Here is a 20,707-nt window from a genome sequence, read left to right on the forward strand (position 1 = left end):
TCCCCCGGCCTGCTTATTGCTCAAAACTCCCCTACAGCATGCAGCTGACGCAGCCGCCCACCTCGGTGCCCTCCAGCGCCATCTGCCGCACCCGGATGTAGTACAGGGTCTTGATTCCCTTGCGCCAGGCGTAGATCTGGCCCTTGTTCACGTCGCGGGTGGTGGCGGTGTCCTTGTAGAACAGCGTCAGGCTCAACCCCTGGTCCACGTGCTGGGTGGCCGCGGCGTAGGTGTCGATGATCTTCTCGTAGCCGATCTCGTAGGCGTCCTGGTAGTACTCCAGGTTGTCGTTGGTCATGTACGGTGCCGGGTAGTAGACCCGGCCGATCTTGCCTTCCTTGCGGATCTCGATCTTGGAGACGATCGGGTGGATCGAGCTCGTCGAGTGGTTGATGTAGGAGATCGACCCGGTCGGCGGCACCGCCTGCAGGTTCTGGTTGTAGATGCCGTTGGCCATCACCGACTCCTTGAGCCGGCGCCAGTCGTCCTGGTTGGGGATGCGGATTCCCGCGCCCTCGAACAACCCCCGCACCTTGGCGGTCGCGGGCTCCCACACCTGATCGGTGTACTTGTCGAAGAACTCCCCGGAGGCGTACTTGGAGCGCTCGAAACCCTCGAACGCCTGACCGCGTTCGATCGCAAGGCGATTCGACGCCCGCAGCGCGTGGTACAGCACCGTGTAGAAGTAGATGTTGGTGAAGTCGACGCCCTCTTCGGACCCGTAGAAGACCCGTTCCCGGGCCAGGTAGCCGTGCAGGTTCATCTGCCCCAGCCCGATTGCGTGGGAGGCGTTGTTCCCCTGCTCGATCGAGGGCACCGACCAGATGTGGGTCTGGTCGGACACCGCGGTCAGCGCCCGGATCGCCACCTCGATGGTCTGGGCGAAGTCCGGCGAGTCCATCGCCTTGGCGATGTTCAACGACCCCAGGTTGCAGGAGATGTCCTTGCCGACCTTCGAGTAGGTCAGGTCCTCGTTGTACTGCGACGCGGTGGAGACCTGCAGGATCTCCGAGCACAGGTTCGAGTGGGTGATCCGGCCTTCAATCGGGTTGGCCCGGTTCACGGTGTCCTCGAACATGATGTAGGGGTAGCCGGATTCGAACTGCAGCTCCGCGACGGTCTGGAAGAACTCGCGCGCCTTGATCTTGGTCTTGCGGATCCGCGAGTCGTCGACCATCTCGTAGTACTTCTCGCTGACCGAGATGTCGGCGAACGGCACCCCGTAGACGCGCTCGACGTCGTACGGGCTGAACAGGTACATGTCCTCGTTGCGCTTGGCCAGCTCGAAGGTGATGTCGGGGATCACCACGCCCAGACTCAGCGTCTTGATCCGGATCTTCTCGTCGGCGTTCTCCCGCTTGGTGTCCAGGAACCGGTAGATGTCCGGGTGGTGCGCGTGCAGGTACACCGCGCCGGCTCCCTGGCGGGCACCGAGCTGGTTGGCGTAGGAGAACGAGTCCTCCAGCAGCTTCATGATCGGGATGACACCGGAGGACTGGTTCTCGATGTTCTTGATCGGCGCACCGTGCTCGCGAATGTTGGTCAGCAGCAACGCGACTCCCCCGCCGCGCTTGGACAGCTGCAGTGCTGAGTTGATCGACCGGCCGATCGACTCCATGTTGTCCTCGATGCGCAGCAGGAAGCAACTGACCGCCTCACCGCGCTGCTTCTTGCCGGAGTTGAGGAACGTCGGGGTGGCCGGCTGGAACCGGCCGTCGATGATCTCCTCGACCAGCAGTTCGGCCAGCTTGGTGTCACCGTCGGCCAGGGTCAGCGCCACCATGCACACCCGGTCTTCGAAGCGCTCCAGGTAACGCTTGCCGTCGAAGGTCTTCAGCGTGTACGAGGTGTAGTACTTGAACGCGCCCAGGAACGTCGGGAAGCGGAACTTCTTGGCGTAGGCCCGGTCGAACAGGCCTTTGATGAACGGCCGCGAGTACTTGTCGAGCACCTCGCGCTCGTAGTACTGCTGCTCGATCAGGTAGTCCAGTTTCTCGTCGAGGTCGTGGAAGAACACCGTGTTCTGGTTGACGTGCTGACGGAAATACTGGTGTGCCGCTTGCACATCCGCGTCGAACTGGATCTTGCCGTCACCGTCGTACAGGTTCAGCATCGCGTTGAGCGCGTGGTAATCGAGCTCGCTCGCGGGCGCGGCGGTGCGCGCGGGGGCGGTTACCTGCTCTGCAGTTGCAGCGGTGGGCGGCATATCTCGTCCTTCCAGAATTCGACCAATCCCGCGCGGACGGCCTGCACGTCCTCGTCGGTTCCCATCAGTTCAAAGCGGTACAGATACGGCACCCCGCACTTGCGGGCGACCACGTCGCCCGCGTAGCAGAACTCGGTGCCGAAGTTGGTGTTGCCGGCGGCGATCACGCCGCGCAGCAGCGACCGGTTGTGTTCGTTGTTCAGAAACGCGATGACCTGCTTGGGCACATACCGGGCATCGCTGACATCGGGCCGCTGGTGGCCGCCGCCGTAGGTCGGCAGCACCAGCACGTAGGGCTGATCCACCTCGATCCGGCCGTGCAGGGGGATGCGGGTGGCGGGCAGGTGCAGTTTCTGCACGAACCGATGGGTGTTCTCCGACACCGAGGAGAAATACACCAGGTTGCCCGACACGGCTACCTCCCTCAGCTCATGACTGCCGCGGGCGTTACGCGCTCAGCGCGGTCCGGGCCAGTGCCTTGATCCGGTCCGGCCGGAAACCCGACCAGTGCTCGTCGCCGGCCACCACGACCGGAGCCTGCAGGTAGCCCAGCGCCATCACGTAGTCGCGCGCCTCGGAGTCCAGCGAGATGTCGACCTTCTCGTAGGCGATGCCCTGGCTGTCCAGCGCCTTGTAGGTGGCGTTGCACTGCACGCATGCGGGCTTGGTGTAGACGGTGATGCTCATGGGCGGCAGCTCCTCAGCGAATCCCTAACGGGGATGGACAACGGGCGGACGAGAGGGTGGGAACTACTGTTCAGCGCTCCGGCAGAACCTGAGACCACCGATGCCCCCAGCCGTGGCGGACACCTGATCGGTGTCGGTTACCGCGATCCGGATCGGCTGGCGATCTCGGCCCTGTCGGTGTCATGAACACTACACCTAGTGGGTCTCGACGTGAAGAGATACTAGATGTTCCGAACAACATTCGTGAAATTCCCTGGTAGTAAGCCTTCCGCAGGAAAACCTCTCGGCGTGTCGCAGTTCACATTCAACGTTGGTTGTGACCATGTCGTCAGGTCTATCACCGGTCCCCGACACCGCTCCGGCACCGGTCCGGGCCCGTCCGCAGCGCCCGGCCGTCAGCAAATCGGCTCAGCGCAGCCCCGCCAGCGCCGGTTCGGCCACCGCGAGCCGCCGGGCCGCCGTGACCGCAGGCCGCACCCGCCGCCCCAGCCGGCTGCGCAGGTACCCGATCACCAGGGGCGCCACCGACACGGCCACCACCGCGATCAGGGCGACGTCGATGTGGTCGCGCACCAGGGCGACACCGCCGAGCAGGTACCCGAGCAGTGGCACGCCCGCCCCCCAGGCGACCCCGCCGGCCACGTTGCTGCGCAGGAACGTGCGGCGCGGCAGCCCCGACGCCCCGGCCAGCACCGGGGTCAGCGTGCGCAGCACCGGGATGAACCGGGCCGCGACGACGGCGACCGCACCGTGCCGGGCGAAGAACTCCCGCGCCCGCTGCAGGTGCTGTGCCCCCAGCCGTCGGGCGTCCGGCCGGTCGAAGACCGCCGGCCCGGCTTTGGCCCCGATCATGAATCCGCACTGGTCGCCGACGATCGCGGCGACCGGCACCGTCGCCAGCAGCAGCCACAGCGGAATCGCCGGGTGCAGTTGGGCGGCCAGCACCCCGGCGGTGAACAGCAGCGAGTCGCCCGGCAGGAAGAAGCCGAGCAGCAGTCCGGTCTCGACGAACACCACCGCCAGCAGGCCGAGCAGACCGAACGTGGCGATCAGGGTGCCGGAGTTGAGTAGGTCGATCATCGGGATGCCTCCGATTCAGCGGGAACGGGTCTGCGCCCAGACTGGCGACCGGGCGCTGTAGGGACGCTGAGAAGACGTCGCCGGCACCGCCGGGGCTCTGGTCTACTGGGGTCGTCGGCCGCGAGAAGGACCGGGAGGGGGCGTCGTGCGGGTGCTGCTGGTCGAAGACGAGGTGCGGCTGGCCGAGACCGTGCGCCGGGGCCTGGTCGCCGAGGGGTTCGTCGTCGACGTCGAGCACGACGGGCACGACGGCCTTTCCGCCGCCGGCACCGGGGATTTCGACGTGATCGTGCTCGACATCATGCTGCCCGGGCTCAGCGGCTACGAGGTGGTGCGGGCGCTGCGGGCGCAGCAGGTGTGGACGCCGGTGCTGATGCTGTCGGCCAAGGACGGCGAGTACGACCTGGCCGACGCGTTCGACATCGGCGCCGACGACTACCTGACCAAACCGTTCTCGTTCGTGGTGCTGGTGGCCCGGCTGCGCGCCCTGCTGCGGCGCGGCGCCCCCGCGCGGCCGACGGTGCTGACCGCGGGCACGCTGGCCCTGGATCCCGCGCGGCGCAAGGTGACTCGCGGCGACACGGTGATCAGTCTGACCCCGCGGGAGTACGGGGTGCTGCAGTTCCTGCTGCGGCACGCCGGCGACGTCGTCACCAAGGCCGAGGTGCTGCGGTCGGTGTGGGACACCAACTACGACGGCGACGACAACGTGGTCGAGGTCTACGTCGGGTATCTGCGGCGCAAGATCGACGTGCCGTTCGGCCTCAGCACGATCGAGACCGTCCGCGGAGCCGGCTACCGGCTGGTCTCGGACACCGAACCCTGATCGTCACCGGCTGAATCCGCCTGCGGCAGAACGACAGTGAACACCGCACCGCCGTCGGGTCCGTCGCCGACGGTCACCGTGCCGCCGTGCGAGCGCACCACCCCGTCGACGATCGCCAGCCCCAGTCCGGAGCCGCCCGCCGCGCGGGTGCGGGCCGCGTCGAGGCGCACGAACCGCTCGAAGACCCGCTCCCGGTCGGCGGCCGGGATACCGGGCCCGTCGTCGGCCACGCTGATGACGACCCGCCCCGGTTCCGGGTGGCAGTCCAGGGTGACGGTGCCCGCCGCGTGCCGCGCGGCGTTATCGACGAGGTTGCGGATCACCCGGGCCAGCGCCGCCCGGTCCCCGACCGTGCGGCACGGTTGGATGCAGGCGACCGGGTGGACCGGGCCGAGGCTGGTCAGCCGGGTCACCTCGGCGAGCAGCAGGTCATCGACGTCGACGTCCTCCCGGCGCAGCCCCAGCACCCCCTCGTCGGAGCGGGCCAGCAGCAGCAGGTCCTCGATCAGTCGGTTCATCCGACGGGCCTCCGGCAGCAGCGAGCCGTCGATGAGGTCGGCGTCGAGCAGATCCGGCCGCCCGGCCGCCAGTTCCAGCGCGGTGCTGATCGTGGCCAGCGGGCTGCGCAGCTCATGGGAGACGTCGCCGACCAGCCGCAACTGGGCGGCCCGCCCGCGTTCCAGCCGGGCCAGCATCGCGTTCATCGTCGCCGCCAACTGGGCGATCTCGTCGCCGGTGGCGGGCACCGGAACCCGCTGGCTCAAGTCGGTGCTGGAGATCGACGCCACCCGGGCGCGGATCGCTTCAACCGGGGTGAGCGCCGCCCCCGTCAGCCGGTAGGTGGCGACCGCGACCAGTCCGATCAGCACCGGGGCGCCGACCGCCAGCAGCACGCCGACCTTGGTGACGATGGATTCAACCGGCTCCCGGTTCACCGCCACCAAGATGGTGACGGGCTCCCCGTCGGCGGTGGCACCGCGGGCCGACACCCAGTACTCAGCCCCGGCTGCGGTTTTGACCCGGCCCAGGTAGTGCGCCTGGCCGCTGGCGACCGACACCGCGGCCAGCGGAGATCGGGGTGCGCCGTTGGAGGCGGCCCGGATCAGCCCCGCCGCCCCGATGATCTGCACGGCGCCGATCTGCCCGTCGGTGGCCAGCAGCGTCGAATCCAGGTCGTCGAGGTCGTCCGCGCGCAGCGCGACGGCGATGCGTTCGGCACGCAGTCCCGCCGCGGTCTGGGCGGTCGATTCCAGTGACCGGTACAGCACGAGCAGCAGGATGCCACCGGCCACGGCCAGGCAGAGTGCCATCACCACTGCGGCGGCGAGGGCCGACCGGGTCCGCACCCCGGCGAACAACCGAACACACCGCTGACGCAACCCCCGCATAGCCGTCATCGTCTCCGAATCCCGCGGCGCGAGTGGGCCGAACCGCGTTTCAGACCTCAGCGACCAGTTTGGCCACGACATCACGCACGTCGGCGACCAACCGGTCGTGTTCGGCCGGGTGCTTGCCGTCCAGGGAAGCCAGCGGCACCGACAGCCTGAGCTCCTCGAGCACCCGCGGGCCGGCGATGCCGAAGGACTTGCGGGTCTCGTCGTGCGCCCACACGCCCCCGTACCGGCCCTGCGCCCCGCCGACCACCGCCAGCGGCTTGCCCTTGAGCGCACCCGCCCCGAATGGCCGGGACAGCCAGTCGATCGCGTTCTTCAGCACCGCGGGAATGGTGCCGTTGTACTCCGGGGTGACGACGAGCGCGGCATCGGCGTCGGCACCCGCTGCCCGCAGTGCCGCGACCTGGGCAGGCAACCGTTCGGCGGTGTCGAGGTCCTCGTTGTAGAAGGGCAGTTCGCCCAACCCTTCGAAGATCCGCACGACCACGCCGTCCGGAGCGGTGTCCGCCGCCAACTCTGCGATCTGGCGGTTGACGGACGCCGCCCGCAGGCTGCCCACCAATACGAGTATCACGGTGTCGGAGATGTCGGCGCTCCTTGCTTCGGCATCGGCGCCGGCCGCAGCGCCCGGGCGAACAGCACGTTGATCCGGCGCATGGCCGCGCTGTAGGGCAGCCAGGCCAGCCGCTTGAACGCGTAGAACGCCCGGATGTCGCCGGAGGTGTAGATCAGGTAGTGGTTACGGACCACCCCGGCCAGGATCTTCTCCGCAGCCCGTTCCGGCGACACCGCGTGGCCGGCGAACCGGTCCACCCACTTCTGCACCTGCGGGTCGTCGCGGTCCACCCCGGCGATCTCGACGGTGTTGACCAGCCCGGTCTTGACCGCGCCGGGCACCACCACCGACACCCCGATGCGGTGGCGCGCCAGGTCGAACCGCAGCACCTCCGACACCCCGCGCAGGCCGTATTTGCTGGCGCTGTAGGCGGCGTGCCACGGCATTCCGAGCAGGCCCGCGGCCGAGGACACGTTGACCAGGTGGCCGCCGCGCCGGGCGGCCATCATCGGCGGGATGAAGGTCTCGATGACGTGGATCGGCCCCATCAGGTTGATGTCGATCAGCTTGCGCCACTGCTCGTGGGTGAGCCGGTCGACGGTCCCCCACGCCGAGATCCCGGCGATGTTCATCACCACGTCCATCGCCGGATGGTGCGCGTGGATGTCGGCGGCGAACGCGGCGACGGCCTCGTAGTCGGAGATGTCCAGCGCCCGGTGCTCCGGCACCGCCGCGCCGAGCGCGACGGCGTCGGCGACCGTCTGCGCCAGCCCGTCGGCGTCGCGGTCGGTCAGGTACAGCTCGGCGCCCAGCGACGCCAGCCGCAGTGCGGTGGCCCGTCCGATACCACTGGCCGCTCCGGTGATGAAACACCGCTTACCCCGGTAGTAGTCGGATCTACGCGTCATGGTTCGTGACAATACGCATCGGCCCCACCCCATAGTGCGCGCAGCCACAGTGCTTCGAGCACCGCGATGCTGCGCTGCACGTCACCGTCGGGCCCGAGGTAGGCGCTGTCACCGGAGAGTACGACGGTCGTGGTCACCGCCAGGGTGCGCACCAGGGCGGGCATGTCGTCGCTGATCGGGTGCGCGGTGCCGGCTGCGACCTCGGCGTTGACGATGCCGACGATCTGGTCGATCACCACGTCGTTCTGCGCGTTGAGCAGTTCCCGGATCTCCGCGTCGGTGGCGCGGGCGATGTTGCACGCCGACATCACCGGGTCGTTGTGGGCGTAGACCGCTGCCGCGCTGCCGACCATCCGTTTGGCGAACGCGGCGGGTGACTCGTCAGCCCCCCGGGGCGCGAAGTGCTCGGTGAGTTCCTCGAGTTCCTGCAGCACCTCGGCCAGAATCCGGGCCAGCACGGCGTATTTGGAGTCGAAGTAGAAGTAGAAACCGGACCGCGCCACGCCGGCCCGGTCGCTGATCGTGCTGACCGACAGCTCCGCGAACGGCTTCTCCTGCAGCAGTTCCCGCACCGCGCGCAGGATCGCCTCTCGCTGCTTGTCGCCGCGCCGCCGCGGTGGACCGTCGGCCGCCTGGGTGTCGTCGTCGGGCCGGGTTGTCACCCCTCGACCTTGCACCACGCCGGACGCGAATCAAACTTGACACGCGTCAACACTGCCCTGAAGATGTGGGATACGTGACGGCCGCCACAGTCGTCGCGCTGACCGCAGCCCGGCGACGGAGAGGCACCCACCCGCTATGACCACGATCAGCACCCCGCACTACCTCCTCGACCAGGCCAAACGGCGGTTCATCCCGACGTTGAACACGATCCCGGGCCTGGGCGCCGTCGAGAAGCGACTGCTGAACGTGGACTGGCCGCAGCACGCACTGGCCGAACCGCCGGCGGGCAGCGGCCTCAAGCCGATCATGGGCGATTCGGGGCTGCCGGTGCTCGGGCACATCATCGAGATGTTCCGTGAGGGCCCGGAGTTCTGCCTGCACCTATACCGCAAATACGGGCCGGTGTGCTTCGCCGAGTCCCCGATCCTGCCGTCGATCGTCGCGGTCGGACCCGATGCCACCGAGACGATCTTCGCCAACAAGAAGAAGGACTATTCGACGACCGGCTGGATCCCGGTGATCGGGCCGTTCTTCAACCGCGGCCTGATGCTGCTGGACTTCGAGGAACACCTGGCGCACAAGCGAATCCTGCAGGGTGCGTTCACCCGGCCGCGGCTGACCAGCTACGTCGAGGACATGGACCGGGTGGCGACCGCGCTGGTGGCGGAGTGGCCGACCAACGACACAAGGTTCCTGTTCCACCCGGCGATCAAGGAACTGACGCTCGACGTCGCGACGGTGGTCTTCATGGGTCACGACCTGGGCGAGGACCGGCAACTGCTGGCGAAGGTGAACCACGCGTTCGAGCAGACGATCCGGGCCGGCGGGGCGATCATCCGCACCTCGGTGCCGCCGTTCAAGTGGTGGCGCGGGCTGCAGGGCCGCAAGGTGCTCGAGGAGTACTTCTACGACCGGGTCGCCCAGCGCCGCAAGGTCGACGGCACCGACATGCTGACCGTGCTGTGCCACACCGCCGACGAGGACGGCAACACGTTCACCGACGAGGACATCGTCAACCACATGATCTTCTTGATGATGGCCGCCCACGACACCACCACGTCGACACTGACCTCGATGGTCTACCACCTGGCCGCCAACCCGGAATGGCAGGAGCGGGCCCGCGAGGAGTCGGCGGGGCTGGGCGACGGGCCGCTGGACATCGAATCGCTGGAATCCCTGGGGACTTTGGATCTGGTGATGAACGAGTCGTTGCGCCTGGTCACCCCGTTGCCGTTCAACATGCGCCGGGCGGTGCGCGACACCGACCTGCTGGGCTACCACGTGCCGGCCGGCACCAACGTGGTGACCTGGCCGGGGATGAACCACTGGCTGCCCGAGTTATACACCAACCCACGGCAATTCGACCCGGAGCGTTTCCTGGAGCCGCGGTCCGAGCACAAGAAGCACCGCTACGCCTGGGCGCCGTTCGGCGGTGGCGCGCACAAGTGCATCGGGATGAACTACGGCCGGCTGGAGGTCAAGACCGTCCTGCACCGGATGCTGCGGCGCTACCGGCTGGAACTGTCGCGGCCCGGCTACCAGCCGCACTGGGACTACGGCGGCATGCCGATCCCGATGGACGGGATGCCGCTGGTGCTGCGGCCCATCTGATTACCACGACCGTGCAGAGTTGACCGGCAAACCCCCCAGGTCGGGGCGGTCAACTCTGCACGCTCGGCGGTGAGTGGATCAGCCGTGCGGGCGGGTCCACCACAGTTCGAGCTGGATGTTGTCCGGGTCGCGGAAGACCAGCGCGGTGCCCATGCCCGACGGGTCGTCGGTCACCGGCGAGTGGGTGACGCCAAGTTCAGCGAAACGCTGCTGCCAGGCGTCGAGTTCGGACCGCTCGGCCACGTTGAAGCCGACGTGGTCCAGGCCGGGCCGGCGCTCGTCGAAACGCTCCGCGGGCCCGCCGAGGTGCTGGTTGAGCCCGATCACCAGCTTGGACTCGGCGTGGAACAGCACCACCATGATCCGGTCGTCGAAGTCGGACCGCTTGATCCGCAGCAGCCCGAGGGTGTCGATGTACCACTGGGCGCTTTTCTCGACGTCGGTGACGGTCAGGTCGAGGTGGCTGACTCCGGTGAATCCGGGCATGGGCGCGCTCCTTTGCGTCGTTTCAGTCCAAGATACGACGGGCCACGTTGGTGCTGACCAGATCCAGCAACTCGTCGGCCCGCCCGGCCAGCACGGTGCGGATCGCATACAGCGAGAAGCCCTTTGCCTGCTCGGCGCGGATCACCGGCGGGATCGACAGTTCCTGACGTGCGGTGACCACGTCGACCAGGGCCGGGCCGTCGTGCGCGAAGGCGTCGGCCAGCGCACCCTCCAGGTCACCCGGCTGCTCCACCCGTCGGCCGAACATGCCGATCGCAGTCGCCACCGCGGCCAGATCCGGGTTCTGCAGCCCGGTGCCGAAGTTGACGATGCCGGCGGCCTTCATCTCCAGTTCGACGAAATTCAGCGACGAGTTGTTGAACACGATCACCTTGACCGGCAAACGATTCTGTACCAGCGTCAGCAGTTCGCCGAACATCATCGTCAGCCCGCCGTCCCCGGCGAACGCCACCACCTGCCGACCCGGCTGCGCGGTCTGCGCGCCGATCGCGTGCGGCAGCGCACAGGCCATCGTGCCGTGGTTGAACGACCCGATCAGCCGCCGTCGCCCGTTCATGGTCACGTACCGCGCCGCCCACACCACCGGTGAACCGACGTCGACGGTGAATACCGCGTCGTCGACGGCAACCCGGTTCGCCACCGCCGCAACGTATTCCGGCCGGATCGGGGTGCGGTCCCGATCATTGGCGGCCAGCGTGTCCAGTTTGCGACGGACCTTGCGGTAGTGGTTCAGCGACCGGTCCAGGTGGGTGCGGTCGACCTTCGCGGCCAGCAGCGGCCGCAGCGCGGCGACCGTGTCGCGCACGGTCCCGACCAGGCCCAGGTCGATCGGCGCACGCCGGCCCAGGTTCGCCCCGCGGATGTCGACCTGGATGATCTGTGCACGGTCGGGATAGAACTGCTGGTAGGGAAAGTCGGTGCCGAGCATCAGCAGCACGTCGGCTTCGGCGATCGCCTTGTAGCCGGAGGCGAAACCGAGCAGCCCGGTCATCCCGACGTCGTGCGGGTTGTCGTACTCGATGTGCTCCTTACCGCGCAGCGCGTGCACGATCGGCGCCTGCAGGGTGCGCGCCAGGTCCATCACCTGGTCGTGGGCGTCGGCCACCCCGGCGCCGGCGAGGATCGTGACATTGGCTGCGGCATTGAGCATCACGGCGGCCGCACCCAGCCCGCGCTCGTCGGGATGGCAGACGCTCTGCGCGGCGACCACCGGGCGCAGACCCCACCCGGTGTCGGCGACCTTGGTGCCGAGCACCTCACCGGGGATGACGACGACGGCGACGCCGTTCTCCTCGATCGCCGCCCGCATCGCCATCGCGAAGATCCGCGGCGCCTGCTCGGCGGAGCTGACCAGTTCGCAGTAGACGCTGCACTCGGCGAACAGGCTCTGCGGGTGGGTCTCCTGGAAGTACCCCGACCCGATCTCGGCCAGCGGGATGTGCGCGGCGATCGCCAGCACCGGCACCCGGGACCGCTGCGCGTCGAACAGCCCGTTGATCAGATGCAGGTTGCCCGGGCCGCAACTGCCGGCGCAGACCGCCAGGCTGCCGGTGAGCGCGGCTTCGGCGGCCGCCGCGAACGCGGCGGTCTCCTCGTGCCGGACCTGTTCCCAGCTGAAGTCTCCGGCGCGCCGGATCGCGTCGGTGAAACCGTTGAGGCTGTCCCCCGGTATCCCGTACACCCGTTGCACGCCACAGAGTTTCAGTGTCGAGATGAGACGGTCTGCGACGGTTGCCATGCGGCGCCTCCTGAACCGGCGCGACCGTGCAGAGTTGTCCGGCGCCACCAGGGTTTCGGCGGACAACTCTGCACGCTCGCGGAGAAGGTGGGCGGGGTGCTCCCCTCCCGCAGAGACGCTACTTGATCAGTGGGTCGCGGGGCATGCCCAGGATGCGCTCGGCGATCTGGTTGCGGGTCACCTCCGAGGTGCCACCGGCGATCGCGATGCCACGCGCACCCATCGCCATCCGGCCGACCATCGCACCGGGGCCGTCATCCAGGGCAACCTCCGGGCCGAGCAGCGCCGCTGCGATCGACGCCCCGTCGTTCATGTGCTCGGCCAGCTTGAGTTTGGTGACGTTGCCCTCCGGGCCGGGGGCACCGCCGGCGATGCTGCGGGCGGCGCGCCGCAGGTTCAGCAGGCGCAGCGCATGCTCGTCGGCGATGAACCGGCCGACCCGGACCACCGCGTCGGAAACGTGCTCACCGCGCTGCTCGGCCAGCGCCACCAGCTTCTTGTCGACGCCGGCGTAGTAGGAACCGCCGCCGCCCAGCGACACCCGCTCGTTGCCCAGGGTGGCGCGGGCGACCTTCCAGCCGCCGTTGACCTCACCGACGACGTCCTCGTCCGGCACGAACACGTCGTTGAAGAAGACCTCGTTGAACTCCGAGCTGCCGTTGATCTGGCGCAGCGGCCGCACCTCGACGCCGGGCGCCTCCATGTCGACGATCACCATGGTGATGCCGGCGTGCTTGGCGACGTCGAAATCGGTTCGCACGGTGGCCAATCCGCGCCGGCACAGGTGCGCACCGGACGTCCACACCTTCTGGCCGGTGATCTTCCAGCCGCCGTCGACCCGGGTCGCGCGGGTCTTCACCGCGGCGGCGTCCGAACCGGCGTCCGGCTCGGAGAACAGCTGGCACCAGATCTCCTCCTGGCGCAGCGCCTTCTCCACGAACCGATCGATCTGCGACTCGGTGCCCTGCTGGATCAGGGTCAGGATCACCCAGCCGGTGATCGAGTACTCCGGGCGTTTGACGCCGGCCGCGGAGAACTCCTGCTCGATCACCAGCTGCTCGACGGCGTCAGCGCCACGGCCCCACGGCTTGGGCCAGTGCGGCATCACGTAACCGGTGGCGATCAGCTTGTCGCGCTGGGCGTCGGCGTCCAGCGCGGCGATCGCGACGGCGTCGGCGTGGATCGCGGTGCGCAGCTCCTCGGCCTCCGGCGGCAGGTCCAGGCTGTTCTCCCGGGTGACACCGCGGGCGGTGGAGGCGAACACGTCGGCCGCGGACGCGTCGCCGCCGAACAGCGCCTGCACGGTCAGGGCGCGCCGCAGGTGCAGGTGCGCGTCGTGCTCCCAGGTGAAGCCGATGCCGCCGTGCACCTGAATGTTCAGCTCGGCGTTGCGCTGATACGCCGGGAACGCCAGGGTCGCGGCCACCCCGGCGGCCAGCCGGAACGCGAACTCGTCCTCACCGTCGGCGCGGGCGGCGTCCCAGACCGCGGCGGTGGCGGCCTCGGCGCCCACCAGCATGTTGGCGCAGTGGTGCTTGATCGCCTGGAAGGTGGCGATGGTCCGGCCGAACTGCTCGCGGACCTTGGCGTACTCGACGGCTGCCTCGGTGCAGTCGCCCGCCCCGCCGACCGCCTCGGCCGCCAGCAGGGTGCGCGCCCGGGCCAGCGCCGATTCGCGCGCCCCGGCCAGCACGTCGTCGTCGCCGATCACGACGTCGGTCAGGGTGACCCGCCCGGACCGGCGGGTCGGGTCCAGGTTGCCCGGCACCTCGACGCTGACCCCGGCTCGACCGCGCTCGATCACCAGCACGTCGTCGCCGGCGGCCAGCACCAGCAGGTCGGCCAGCCCGGCGCCCAGCACGATCCCGGCCGCACCGGAAGCGGTGCCGCCGCCGGCGATCACGTCACCGGCCAGGCCCACCCCGGCCGTCACGCTGCCGTCGATCAGCCCGGGCAGCAGCCGCGCCTGCTGGTCGGCGGTGCCGGCCGCACTGATCACCGCTGAGGCGATCACGGTGGGCAGGAACGGCCCCGGCGCCACCGCGCGGCCGAGTTCCTCGATCACCACCACCAGCTCCGGCAGCCCGAAGCCCGAGCCGCCGTGCTCCTCGTCGATGTGCAGGCCCAGCCAGCCCAGCTGCGCCAGCTCGTTCCAGAACGTCGGGCGGGCCTCGTCGGCGGCGTCCAGCAGTTCGCGGGCCGCGCCGCGGGCCTTCTGCGCGGTGAGGAAGCCGCGGGCCACCTCGGCCAGTTCGCGGTGGTCGTCGGTGAGTGCGATAGCCATTCGGGTCTCCTGTGCTGCTGCGGTGGGCGTGGTGAAATCGGGGTGGGTTACTTGGGGGCGAAGCGTTGGCCGGCGTCGAGGCGCAGGCACTGCCCGTTGAGCATCGGGTTGTCGACGATGGCCAGGGCCAGCTTGGCGTACTCCTCGGGGCGGCCGAGCCGCTTGGGGAACGCCGCGTCTTTGGTCAGCGCGCTGGCGAATTCCTCGGGGATGCCCTTGGTCAGGCCGGTGGCGAACAGGCTCGGCGCGATCGCCAGCACCCGGATGCCGACCGAGCCGAGGTCACGGGCCATGGTCAGCGCCATACCGGCGATACCGGCCTTGGCCGCGGTGTAGGCGACCTGGCCGATCTGCCCCTCGTAGGCGGCGATCGACGACGTGTTGATGATGACGCCGCGCTCCTCATCTTCGGGCTCGTTGACGCTCATGTGCGCCGCGGCCAGCCGGTTGAGGTTGAAGGTGGCGACCAGGTTCAGGTCGATCACGCTTTGGAACGACTCCAGGTCGTGCGGGCCGGTCTTGGTCAGAGTGCGCTTGGCGATGCCGCCGCCGGCGGTGGTGACGATGACGTGCAGCCCGCCGAGGTTCGCCACGGCGGTGGCCAGCACCTGCTCGGCGCCGGCGAAGTCGGTGACGTCCACCGGGTAGAAGGCGCCGCCGAACCCGGCCGCGACCTGTCCACCCTCGGAGCCCTCCCGGTCCAGCACCGCGACCTGCGCGCCGCGGGCGGCGAGCAACTCGGCGGTGGCCCGGCCCATGCCGGATGCGCCGCCGACGACGACGGCCTTCTTACCGCTGATCTCCATGCGAACTCCTTACAAGCGATCCCCGAGAATCTAGAACACGTTATCGTTTCGCTCGGAAACCGTCGCGGTTTGGGCATCAGGGAGGCACCAGTGGCTGCACCGACCGCCCCGCAGGTGATCGAACGGCACGACGGACCGGTCACCTATCTGCATACCGACCCCGACCTGCCTCCCGTCGCCGTCATCGACCGCTCCCCGATCACCGTCCGGCACAAACTGGTGTTCGCCGCGCTGGCTGTCGTCGGCGCGCTGGCGTGGGCGCTGATCGCGTTCACCCGCGAGGAACCGGTGAACGCGGTGTGGTTCGTGGTCGCCGCAGGCTGCACCTATGTGCTCGGGTTCCGCTTTTATGCGCGCCTGATCGAGCGCAAGATCGTGCGCCCCCGCGACGAGTGCGCCACCCCGGCGGAGATCTTCGAGGACGGCACCGACTATCTGCCGACCGACCGCCGGGTGCTGTTCGGCCATCACTTCGCCGCGATCGCCGGGGCGGGTCCGCTCGTCGGCCCGGTGCTGGCCACCCAGATGGGTTACCTGCCGGGGGCGATCTGGATCGTGCTCGGCGCGGTGCTGGCCGGTGGGGTGCAGGACTACTTGGTGCTGTGGTGCTCGACGCGGCGCCGCGGCCGGTCGCTGGGCCGGATGGCGCACGAGGAGCTGGGCCGGGTGGGCGGGGCGGCGGCGACGCTCGGGGTGCTGGTGATCATGGTGATCCTGATCGCGGTGCTGGCGCTGATCGTGGTGCGCGCGCTGGCGGTCAGCCCGTGGGGACTGTTCGCGATCACGATGACGATCCCGATCGCGCTGTTCATGGGCGTGTATCTGCGCTTCCTGCGCCCGGGCCGGGTGTCGGAGGTGTCGTTGGTTGGCATCGTGCTGCTGCTGGCCGCCGTCGTCTCCGGGCGCTGGGTGGCCGAGACCCCGTGGGGCGCAGCCTGGTTCACGCTGTCGCCGGTGGCGCTGTCGTGGTGTGTGATCGGCTATGGCTTCGCCGCGTCGGTGCTGCCGGTGTGGCTGCTGCTGGCACCGCGGGATTACCTGTCGACGTTCATGAAGGTCGGCACGATCGCGCTGCTGGCGCTGGGCATCCTGATCGCCCGCCCAGTGCTGGCCGCCCCGGCGGTGTCGGAGTTCGCCCGCAGCGGCCAGGGGCCGGTGTTCGCCGGGTCGCTGTTCCCGTTCCTGTTCATCACGATCGCCTGCGGGGCGCTGTCGGGGTTTCATTCGCTGATCGCGTCGGGCACCACGCCGAAGCTGCTGGAGAAGGAACGGCAGATGCGGCTGATCGGCTACGGCGGGATGCTCACCGAATCGTTCGTGGCGGTGATGGCGCTGATCACCGCGGCGATCCTCGACCAGCACCTGTACTTCGCGCTGAACGCCCCGATCGCGCAGACCGGGGGTGCGGCGGCCACCGCCGCCGAGTACGTCAATGGGTTGGGGCTGGGCGGGGCGCCGGTGACCGGGGAGCAGATTCAGGCGGCGGCCGACGCGGTCGGCGAGTCCTCGATCGTGTCGCGCACCGGGGGCGCGCCGACGCTGGCGGTCGGGATGGCCGACGTGCTGGAGCGGGCGTTCGGCGGGGCCGGCCTCAAGGCGTTCTGGTATCACTTCGCGATCATGTTCGAGGCGCTGTTCATCCTGACCACGGTCGACGCCGGCACCCGGGTGGCACGGTTCATGCTCTCCGACGCGCTCGGCGGCCTGGGCGGCTCGGGCCGGCGGGTCGGGGTGTGGCTGTGCAGCCTGGCGGTGGTCACCGGGTGGGGGTCGATCCTGCTGATGGGGGTGACCGACCCGCTGGGCGGCATCAACACGCTCTACCCGCTGTTCGGGATCGCCAATCAGCTGCTGGCGGCGATCGCGCTGACCGTGGTGACGGTGGTCGTGGTGAAGCGCCGGGGTTTCGCCTGGGCGCTGGTGCCGGGGATCCCGCTGCTGGCCGATCTGACGGTGACGATGACGGCGTCCTGGCAGAAGATCTTCTCCGGTGACCCGCGGGTCGGCTACTGGACGCAGCATTTCGCCTACCGGGCCGCTGAGCGCGCCGGAGCCACATCCTTCGGGTCGGCCGGTGATCCGGCCGCCCTGCACGCCGTCGTCCGCAACACGTTCGTGCAGGGCACGCTGTCGATCGTCTTCGCGGCCCTGGTCGCGGTGGTGTTCATCGCCGGGGTGGTGCAGGCGGTGCGCGGCCGGGCCCGGCCGGGCAGCGACGACCCGCCGCCGGTGCCGTCGAAACGGTTCGCCCCGGCCGGGCTGATCCCGACCGCAGCCGAGCGAAAGGTGCAGGACCAGTGGGCCGCGCTGCCCGGCTAGTGCGCCGGGTCGGCTGGTACTGGGCGTCGCTGCTGGGTGACAACCACTACCAGCGGTATCTGGAATTCCGTCGGCGCGCCCATCCGGGTGAGCCGGTGCTCTCCGAACGGGACTACTGGCGGCGCCGGCACGCCGCCGATCCGGGCGGTCGGTGCTGTTGACCTGCTCGGCCAGCGCTATCGGGGCCCGTCATGGATGATCGATACGTGGCAGACATCACGCGGCGGGGGGCCGCGCGCAATGCGAAGCTGGCCGGCCTGCCCCTGAGCATCGCCGGGCGCGCCGCGCTCGGGCTGGGCAAACGCCTGGCCGGCAAGTCCAAGGACGAGGTCACCGCCGAACTGATGGAGCAGGCGGCCGAGCAGATCTTCACCGTGCTCGGGGAACTCAAGGGCGGCGCGATGAAGGTCGGGCAGGTGCTGTCGGTGCTGGAGGCCGCGGTGCCCGCCGAGTTCGGCGAGCCCTACCGGGAGGCGCTGACCAAGCTGCAGAAGGACGCCCCGCCGCTGCCCGCCGACAAGGTGCACCGGGTGCTCGACGCCCAACTGGGCACCAAGTGGCGGGAGCGGTTCAGCTCCTTCGACGACACCCCCGTCGCGTCGGCCAGCATCGGGCAGGTACACCGGGCGGTCTGGGCCGACGGTCGGACCGTGGCGGTGAAGATCCAGTATCCGGGCGCCGACGAGGCGCTGCGCGCCGACCTGAAGACACTGCGCCGGCTGTCGAACGTGCTCAAGCCGCTGACCCCCGGCGCCGACGTGCAGGGGGTGGTCGACGAGCTGATCGAACGTGCCGACATGGAACTGGACTACCGGTTGGAGGCCGACAACCAGCGCGCGTTCGCCCGGGCCTACGCCGGTCACCCGCACTTCACGGTGCCGCGCGTGGTGGCCAGCGCCCCCAAGGTGGTGGTTCAGGAGTGGATGGCCGGCACGCCGATGGCCGAGATCATCCGCGATGGCACCGTCGAGCAGCGCGACCTGCTCGGCGCCCGGCTGGTGGAGCTGATCGCCGACGCGCCGGCCCGGGTGGGCATGCTGCACGGCGACGCGCACCCCGGCAACTTCATGCTGATGCCCGACGGCCGGATGGGCGTCATCGACTTCGGTGCGGTGGCACCGCTGCCCGACGGGCTGCCGATCGAACTGGGGCAGGCGCTGCGGTTCGCCGATCAGCACAACTACGACCTGCTGCTGCCCACCCTGGAGAAGGCCGGCTTCATCCAGCCCGGCGAGCAGATCTCGGTCGAGGAGATCGATGACATGCTGCGCCGCTACGTCGAACCGGTGAAACCGGAGGTCTTCCACTTCACCCGGCGGTGGTTGCAGAAGCTGGCCGCGCGGCAGCTGGATCAGTCGGTGCACCAGATCAAGACCGCGCGCCAACTGGATCTGCCGCCGCGGTTCGCGGTCCTGGCGCGGGTCACCGGGACGACGGTCGCGATCCTCGCCCAACTCGACGCGCACGTGCCGGTCCGGGAGATCGCCTTGGAACTGCTGCCCGGTTTCGCCGAGCCGGTCTGAGGTCTGCGCGCCGCCCGTCTCCGTGGCCTGATCTTGATCAAGCCTTGACCGAATCGTGTGCGCGCGCAACTGAGTTCACGCTTTGAGCAGTCCTACCATCAACGGGCAGTAACTCCAGTTACCTTGACTCGAAAGGTGCGCCTGCGATGTGGGCAGCGTTTCGCTCTCTCCCCGTTGTGCTCGGACTCGTCACGGCCACCGTCGTCACGTCGACCGGGGTGGGTGTCGCCGCGGCGAGCCAACCGGCCGGTGTCGCGATCGCCGAGGTGCTGCCGGCTGCGGGCACCGTGGTCGGCGTGGCCCATCCGGTGGTGGTGACGTTCGGGCGACCGGTGCTCGACCGTCTGGCGGCCGAACGCGCCATCGCGGTGCATTCGACGCCGGCGATGTCCGGCCGCTACGAGTGGATCGACGACACCGTGGTGCAGTGGACGCCCGACCGGTTCTGGCCGGCGCACAGCACGGTGGCACTGTCGGTCGGTAAACGCTCCGCGGACTTCTCCACCGGCCCTGAACTTCTGGGTGTCGCCAGCATCTCGGCGCACACGTTCACCGTCACCCTCGACGGCGTGGAGGTCGGGTCGGCGCCGCCGCTGCCCACTCCGCACCACCGGCCGCACTTCGGCGAGGAGGGGGTGCTGCCCGCAACGATGGGCAAGGAGGAGTTTCCGACGCCGGTGGGCCGCTACGCGGTGCTGGCCAAGGACGCCTCGGTGGTGATGGATTCCAGCAGTGTCGGCATCCCGGTCGACGACCCGGAGGGGTACCGCTTCACCGTCGAGCACGCGGTGCGGATCACCGCCCGCGGCCTCTACGTGCACGCCGCGCCGTGGGCGCTGCGGTCACTGGGACTGGAGAACGTCAGCCACGGCTGCGTCGGATTGAGCCCGACCGACGCCGAATGGTATTTCGACAACGTTCACGTCGGCGACCCGGTTATCGTCACGGAGTAAATTCGGTGCGGTGCGCGCATTCGGATGCGCGCACCGCTTTTTGTTATCGACACATAAAAGACCCGCGAGCAGATTGTCTGCTCGCGGGCCTTTTCGTCGTATGTTATTTACTCGGACCGGCGGGCGCGGCGCCGAGGGCATCGGTGAGCACCCCCGCCAGCGGGCTTGCCGCGGCCGCGCCTGCGGGCCCGGGTGCCGCGAGGGGCACCGGCGGCGGTCCGCCGGGAACGGCCGGGACGACGGGGACCACCGGGGCCGCCGGAACGGGTCCGGGCAGCGCCATCGGCGCGGCCGGCCCGGCGAATCCAGCCAGGTCGGCAACGGGGGCCGCACACGGACCTGCAGGTCCTACCGGTGCGACCGCGTCGGTGAGCGTCGCCTCGGCGGGGGCGGCCACACCGCCCGGTCCGGCCGCGCCACCGAGATCGAGCGGACCGAATACCGCCGGGCCGACCGCAGCCGGTACCGCAACCGGTGCGGCAGCACCGCCCGCGGCGCCGTCGGCCGGGCCGATGAACACCGCGACACCGCCCTGGCAGACCGGGCCGCCGAGCCGAAAAGGAATTGCCGTCGCATCAGCACCGACGACCACCGCACTTCCACACAATCCTGCGGCCGCAATCGCCACGACGCTGAATCGATTGAA

At 69.3% G+C, this 20,707-nt stretch carries 19 protein-coding genes; 6 read left to right on the forward strand and 13 right to left on the reverse strand.

The window, feature by feature from the left end:
- Window positions 1-31 precede the first annotated feature (31 nt).
- From nrdE to KIH27_RS10520, 4 genes are all read right to left on the reverse strand, one after another.
- On the reverse strand, window positions 32-2,206 hold the full coding sequence (gene nrdE, locus KIH27_RS10505; protein WP_214092894.1) for a class 1b ribonucleoside-diphosphate reductase subunit alpha: 2,175 nt from the start codon (window positions 2,204-2,206) through the stop codon (window positions 32-34).
- Window positions 2,173-2,619, reverse strand: a complete 447-nt coding sequence (nrdI, locus tag KIH27_RS10510; RefSeq protein WP_372451347.1) for a class Ib ribonucleoside-diphosphate reductase assembly flavoprotein NrdI — start codon at window positions 2,617-2,619, stop codon at window positions 2,173-2,175. Before nrdI ends, nrdE begins: the two co-directional genes overlap by 34 nt.
- Before the next feature lie 34 nt (window positions 2,620-2,653).
- Entirely contained in the window at window positions 2,654-2,893 is a 240-nt protein-coding gene (locus KIH27_RS10515; protein WP_214092895.1) for a redoxin NrdH, read from the reverse strand.
- A 408-nt stretch (window positions 2,894-3,301) separates the two neighbouring features.
- On the reverse strand, window positions 3,302-3,973 hold the full coding sequence (locus KIH27_RS10520) for a DedA family protein (RefSeq protein ID WP_214092896.1): 672 nt from the start codon (window positions 3,971-3,973) through the stop codon (window positions 3,302-3,304).
- A 145-nt stretch (window positions 3,974-4,118) separates the two neighbouring features.
- On the opposite strand from KIH27_RS10520, the gene KIH27_RS10525 reads away from it, so the two are divergent.
- The gene (locus KIH27_RS10525) at window positions 4,119-4,799 is read left to right on the forward strand and encodes a response regulator transcription factor (protein ID WP_214092897.1); all 681 of its coding nucleotides are present in this window, start codon (window positions 4,119-4,121) and stop codon (window positions 4,797-4,799) included.
- Here the strand turns inward: KIH27_RS10525 and KIH27_RS10530 are convergent.
- From KIH27_RS10530 to KIH27_RS10545, 4 genes are read right to left on the reverse strand one after another with little or no spacing between them, the layout of a single operon-like run.
- Complete coding sequence (locus tag KIH27_RS10530; RefSeq protein ID WP_214092898.1) at window positions 4,769-6,187, reverse strand: sensor histidine kinase; 1,419 nt, start codon at window positions 6,185-6,187, stop codon at window positions 4,769-4,771. The two genes, KIH27_RS10525 and KIH27_RS10530, sit on opposite strands and share 31 nt — an antisense overlap.
- Before the next feature lie 49 nt (window positions 6,188-6,236).
- A complete protein-coding gene (locus KIH27_RS10535) occupies window positions 6,237-6,779 on the reverse strand; it encodes an NAD(P)H-dependent oxidoreductase (protein WP_214092927.1) in 543 nt (180 codons plus the stop codon).
- A complete protein-coding gene (locus tag KIH27_RS10540; protein WP_214092899.1) occupies window positions 6,764-7,657 on the reverse strand; it encodes an SDR family oxidoreductase in 894 nt (297 codons plus the stop codon). Before KIH27_RS10540 ends, KIH27_RS10535 begins: the two co-directional genes overlap by 16 nt.
- Window positions 7,654-8,319, reverse strand: coding sequence for a TetR/AcrR family transcriptional regulator (locus KIH27_RS10545; protein ID WP_307856840.1), 666 nt, complete (start codon window positions 8,317-8,319; stop codon window positions 7,654-7,656). The genes KIH27_RS10540 and KIH27_RS10545 overlap by 4 nt, the downstream gene beginning before the upstream one ends.
- 136 nt (window positions 8,320-8,455) lie before the next feature.
- Here KIH27_RS10545 and KIH27_RS10550 point away from each other — a divergent pair, with 136 nt between their 5' ends.
- Window positions 8,456-9,931, forward strand: a complete 1,476-nt coding sequence (locus tag KIH27_RS10550; RefSeq protein ID WP_214092901.1) for a cytochrome P450 — start codon at window positions 8,456-8,458, stop codon at window positions 9,929-9,931.
- Between the two features lie 78 nt (window positions 9,932-10,009).
- Here the strand turns inward: KIH27_RS10550 and KIH27_RS10555 are convergent, their stop codons facing one another.
- From KIH27_RS10555 to KIH27_RS10570, 4 genes are all read right to left on the reverse strand, one after another.
- Window positions 10,010-10,417: a VOC family protein gene (locus tag KIH27_RS10555; RefSeq protein ID WP_214092902.1), complete on the reverse strand. Its 408-nt coding sequence runs from the start codon at window positions 10,415-10,417 to the stop codon at window positions 10,010-10,012.
- 22 nt (window positions 10,418-10,439) lie between these two features.
- Entirely contained in the window at window positions 10,440-12,176 is a 1,737-nt protein-coding gene (gene poxB, locus KIH27_RS10560; protein ID WP_214092903.1) for a ubiquinone-dependent pyruvate dehydrogenase, read from the reverse strand.
- A gap of 118 nt (window positions 12,177-12,294) precedes the next feature.
- Window positions 12,295-14,460, reverse strand: coding sequence for an acyl-CoA dehydrogenase family protein (locus KIH27_RS10565; protein ID WP_214092904.1), 2,166 nt, complete (start codon window positions 14,458-14,460; stop codon window positions 12,295-12,297).
- A gap of 47 nt (window positions 14,461-14,507) precedes the next feature.
- Window positions 14,508-15,266, reverse strand: coding sequence for an SDR family NAD(P)-dependent oxidoreductase (locus KIH27_RS10570; RefSeq protein WP_214092905.1), 759 nt, complete (start codon window positions 15,264-15,266; stop codon window positions 14,508-14,510).
- 90 nt (window positions 15,267-15,356) lie between these two features.
- On the opposite strand from KIH27_RS10570, the gene KIH27_RS10575 reads away from it, so the two are divergent.
- The 4 genes from KIH27_RS10575 to KIH27_RS10590 all read left to right on the forward strand — a co-directional run bounded on the left by KIH27_RS10575 (window position 15,357) and on the right by KIH27_RS10590 (window position 20,061).
- Window positions 15,357-17,585, forward strand: a complete 2,229-nt coding sequence (locus tag KIH27_RS10575; protein ID WP_214092906.1) for a carbon starvation CstA family protein — start codon at window positions 15,357-15,359, stop codon at window positions 17,583-17,585.
- The gene (locus KIH27_RS10580; protein ID WP_214092907.1) at window positions 17,564-17,746 is read left to right on the forward strand and encodes a YbdD/YjiX family protein; all 183 of its coding nucleotides are present in this window, start codon (window positions 17,564-17,566) and stop codon (window positions 17,744-17,746) included. Before KIH27_RS10575 ends, KIH27_RS10580 begins: the two co-directional genes overlap by 22 nt.
- A gap of 30 nt (window positions 17,747-17,776) precedes the next feature.
- Window positions 17,777-19,108, forward strand: coding sequence for a macrolide-binding ATPase MABP-1 (locus KIH27_RS10585; RefSeq protein ID WP_214092908.1), 1,332 nt, complete (start codon window positions 17,777-17,779; stop codon window positions 19,106-19,108).
- Window positions 19,109-19,254: 146 nt separating this feature from the next.
- Window positions 19,255-20,061 carry a L,D-transpeptidase gene (locus tag KIH27_RS10590; protein ID WP_214092909.1) on the forward strand — a complete coding sequence of 269 codons (807 nt, stop codon included), beginning with the start codon at window positions 19,255-19,257 and terminating at the stop codon, window positions 20,059-20,061.
- A 103-nt stretch (window positions 20,062-20,164) separates the two neighbouring features.
- Here KIH27_RS10590 and KIH27_RS10595 read toward each other — a convergent pair whose 3' ends face one another.
- Window positions 20,165-20,653 (reverse strand): hypothetical protein, encoded by a 489-nt coding sequence (locus KIH27_RS10595; protein WP_214092910.1) that lies wholly within the window; start codon window positions 20,651-20,653, stop codon window positions 20,165-20,167.
- Between the last annotated feature and the right edge of the window lie 54 nt (window positions 20,654-20,707).

The sequence above is a fragment of the Mycolicibacter acidiphilus genome (genome assembly GCF_018455725.1).
Lineage (GTDB): Bacteria > Actinomycetota > Actinomycetes > Mycobacteriales > Mycobacteriaceae > Mycobacterium > Mycobacterium acidiphilum.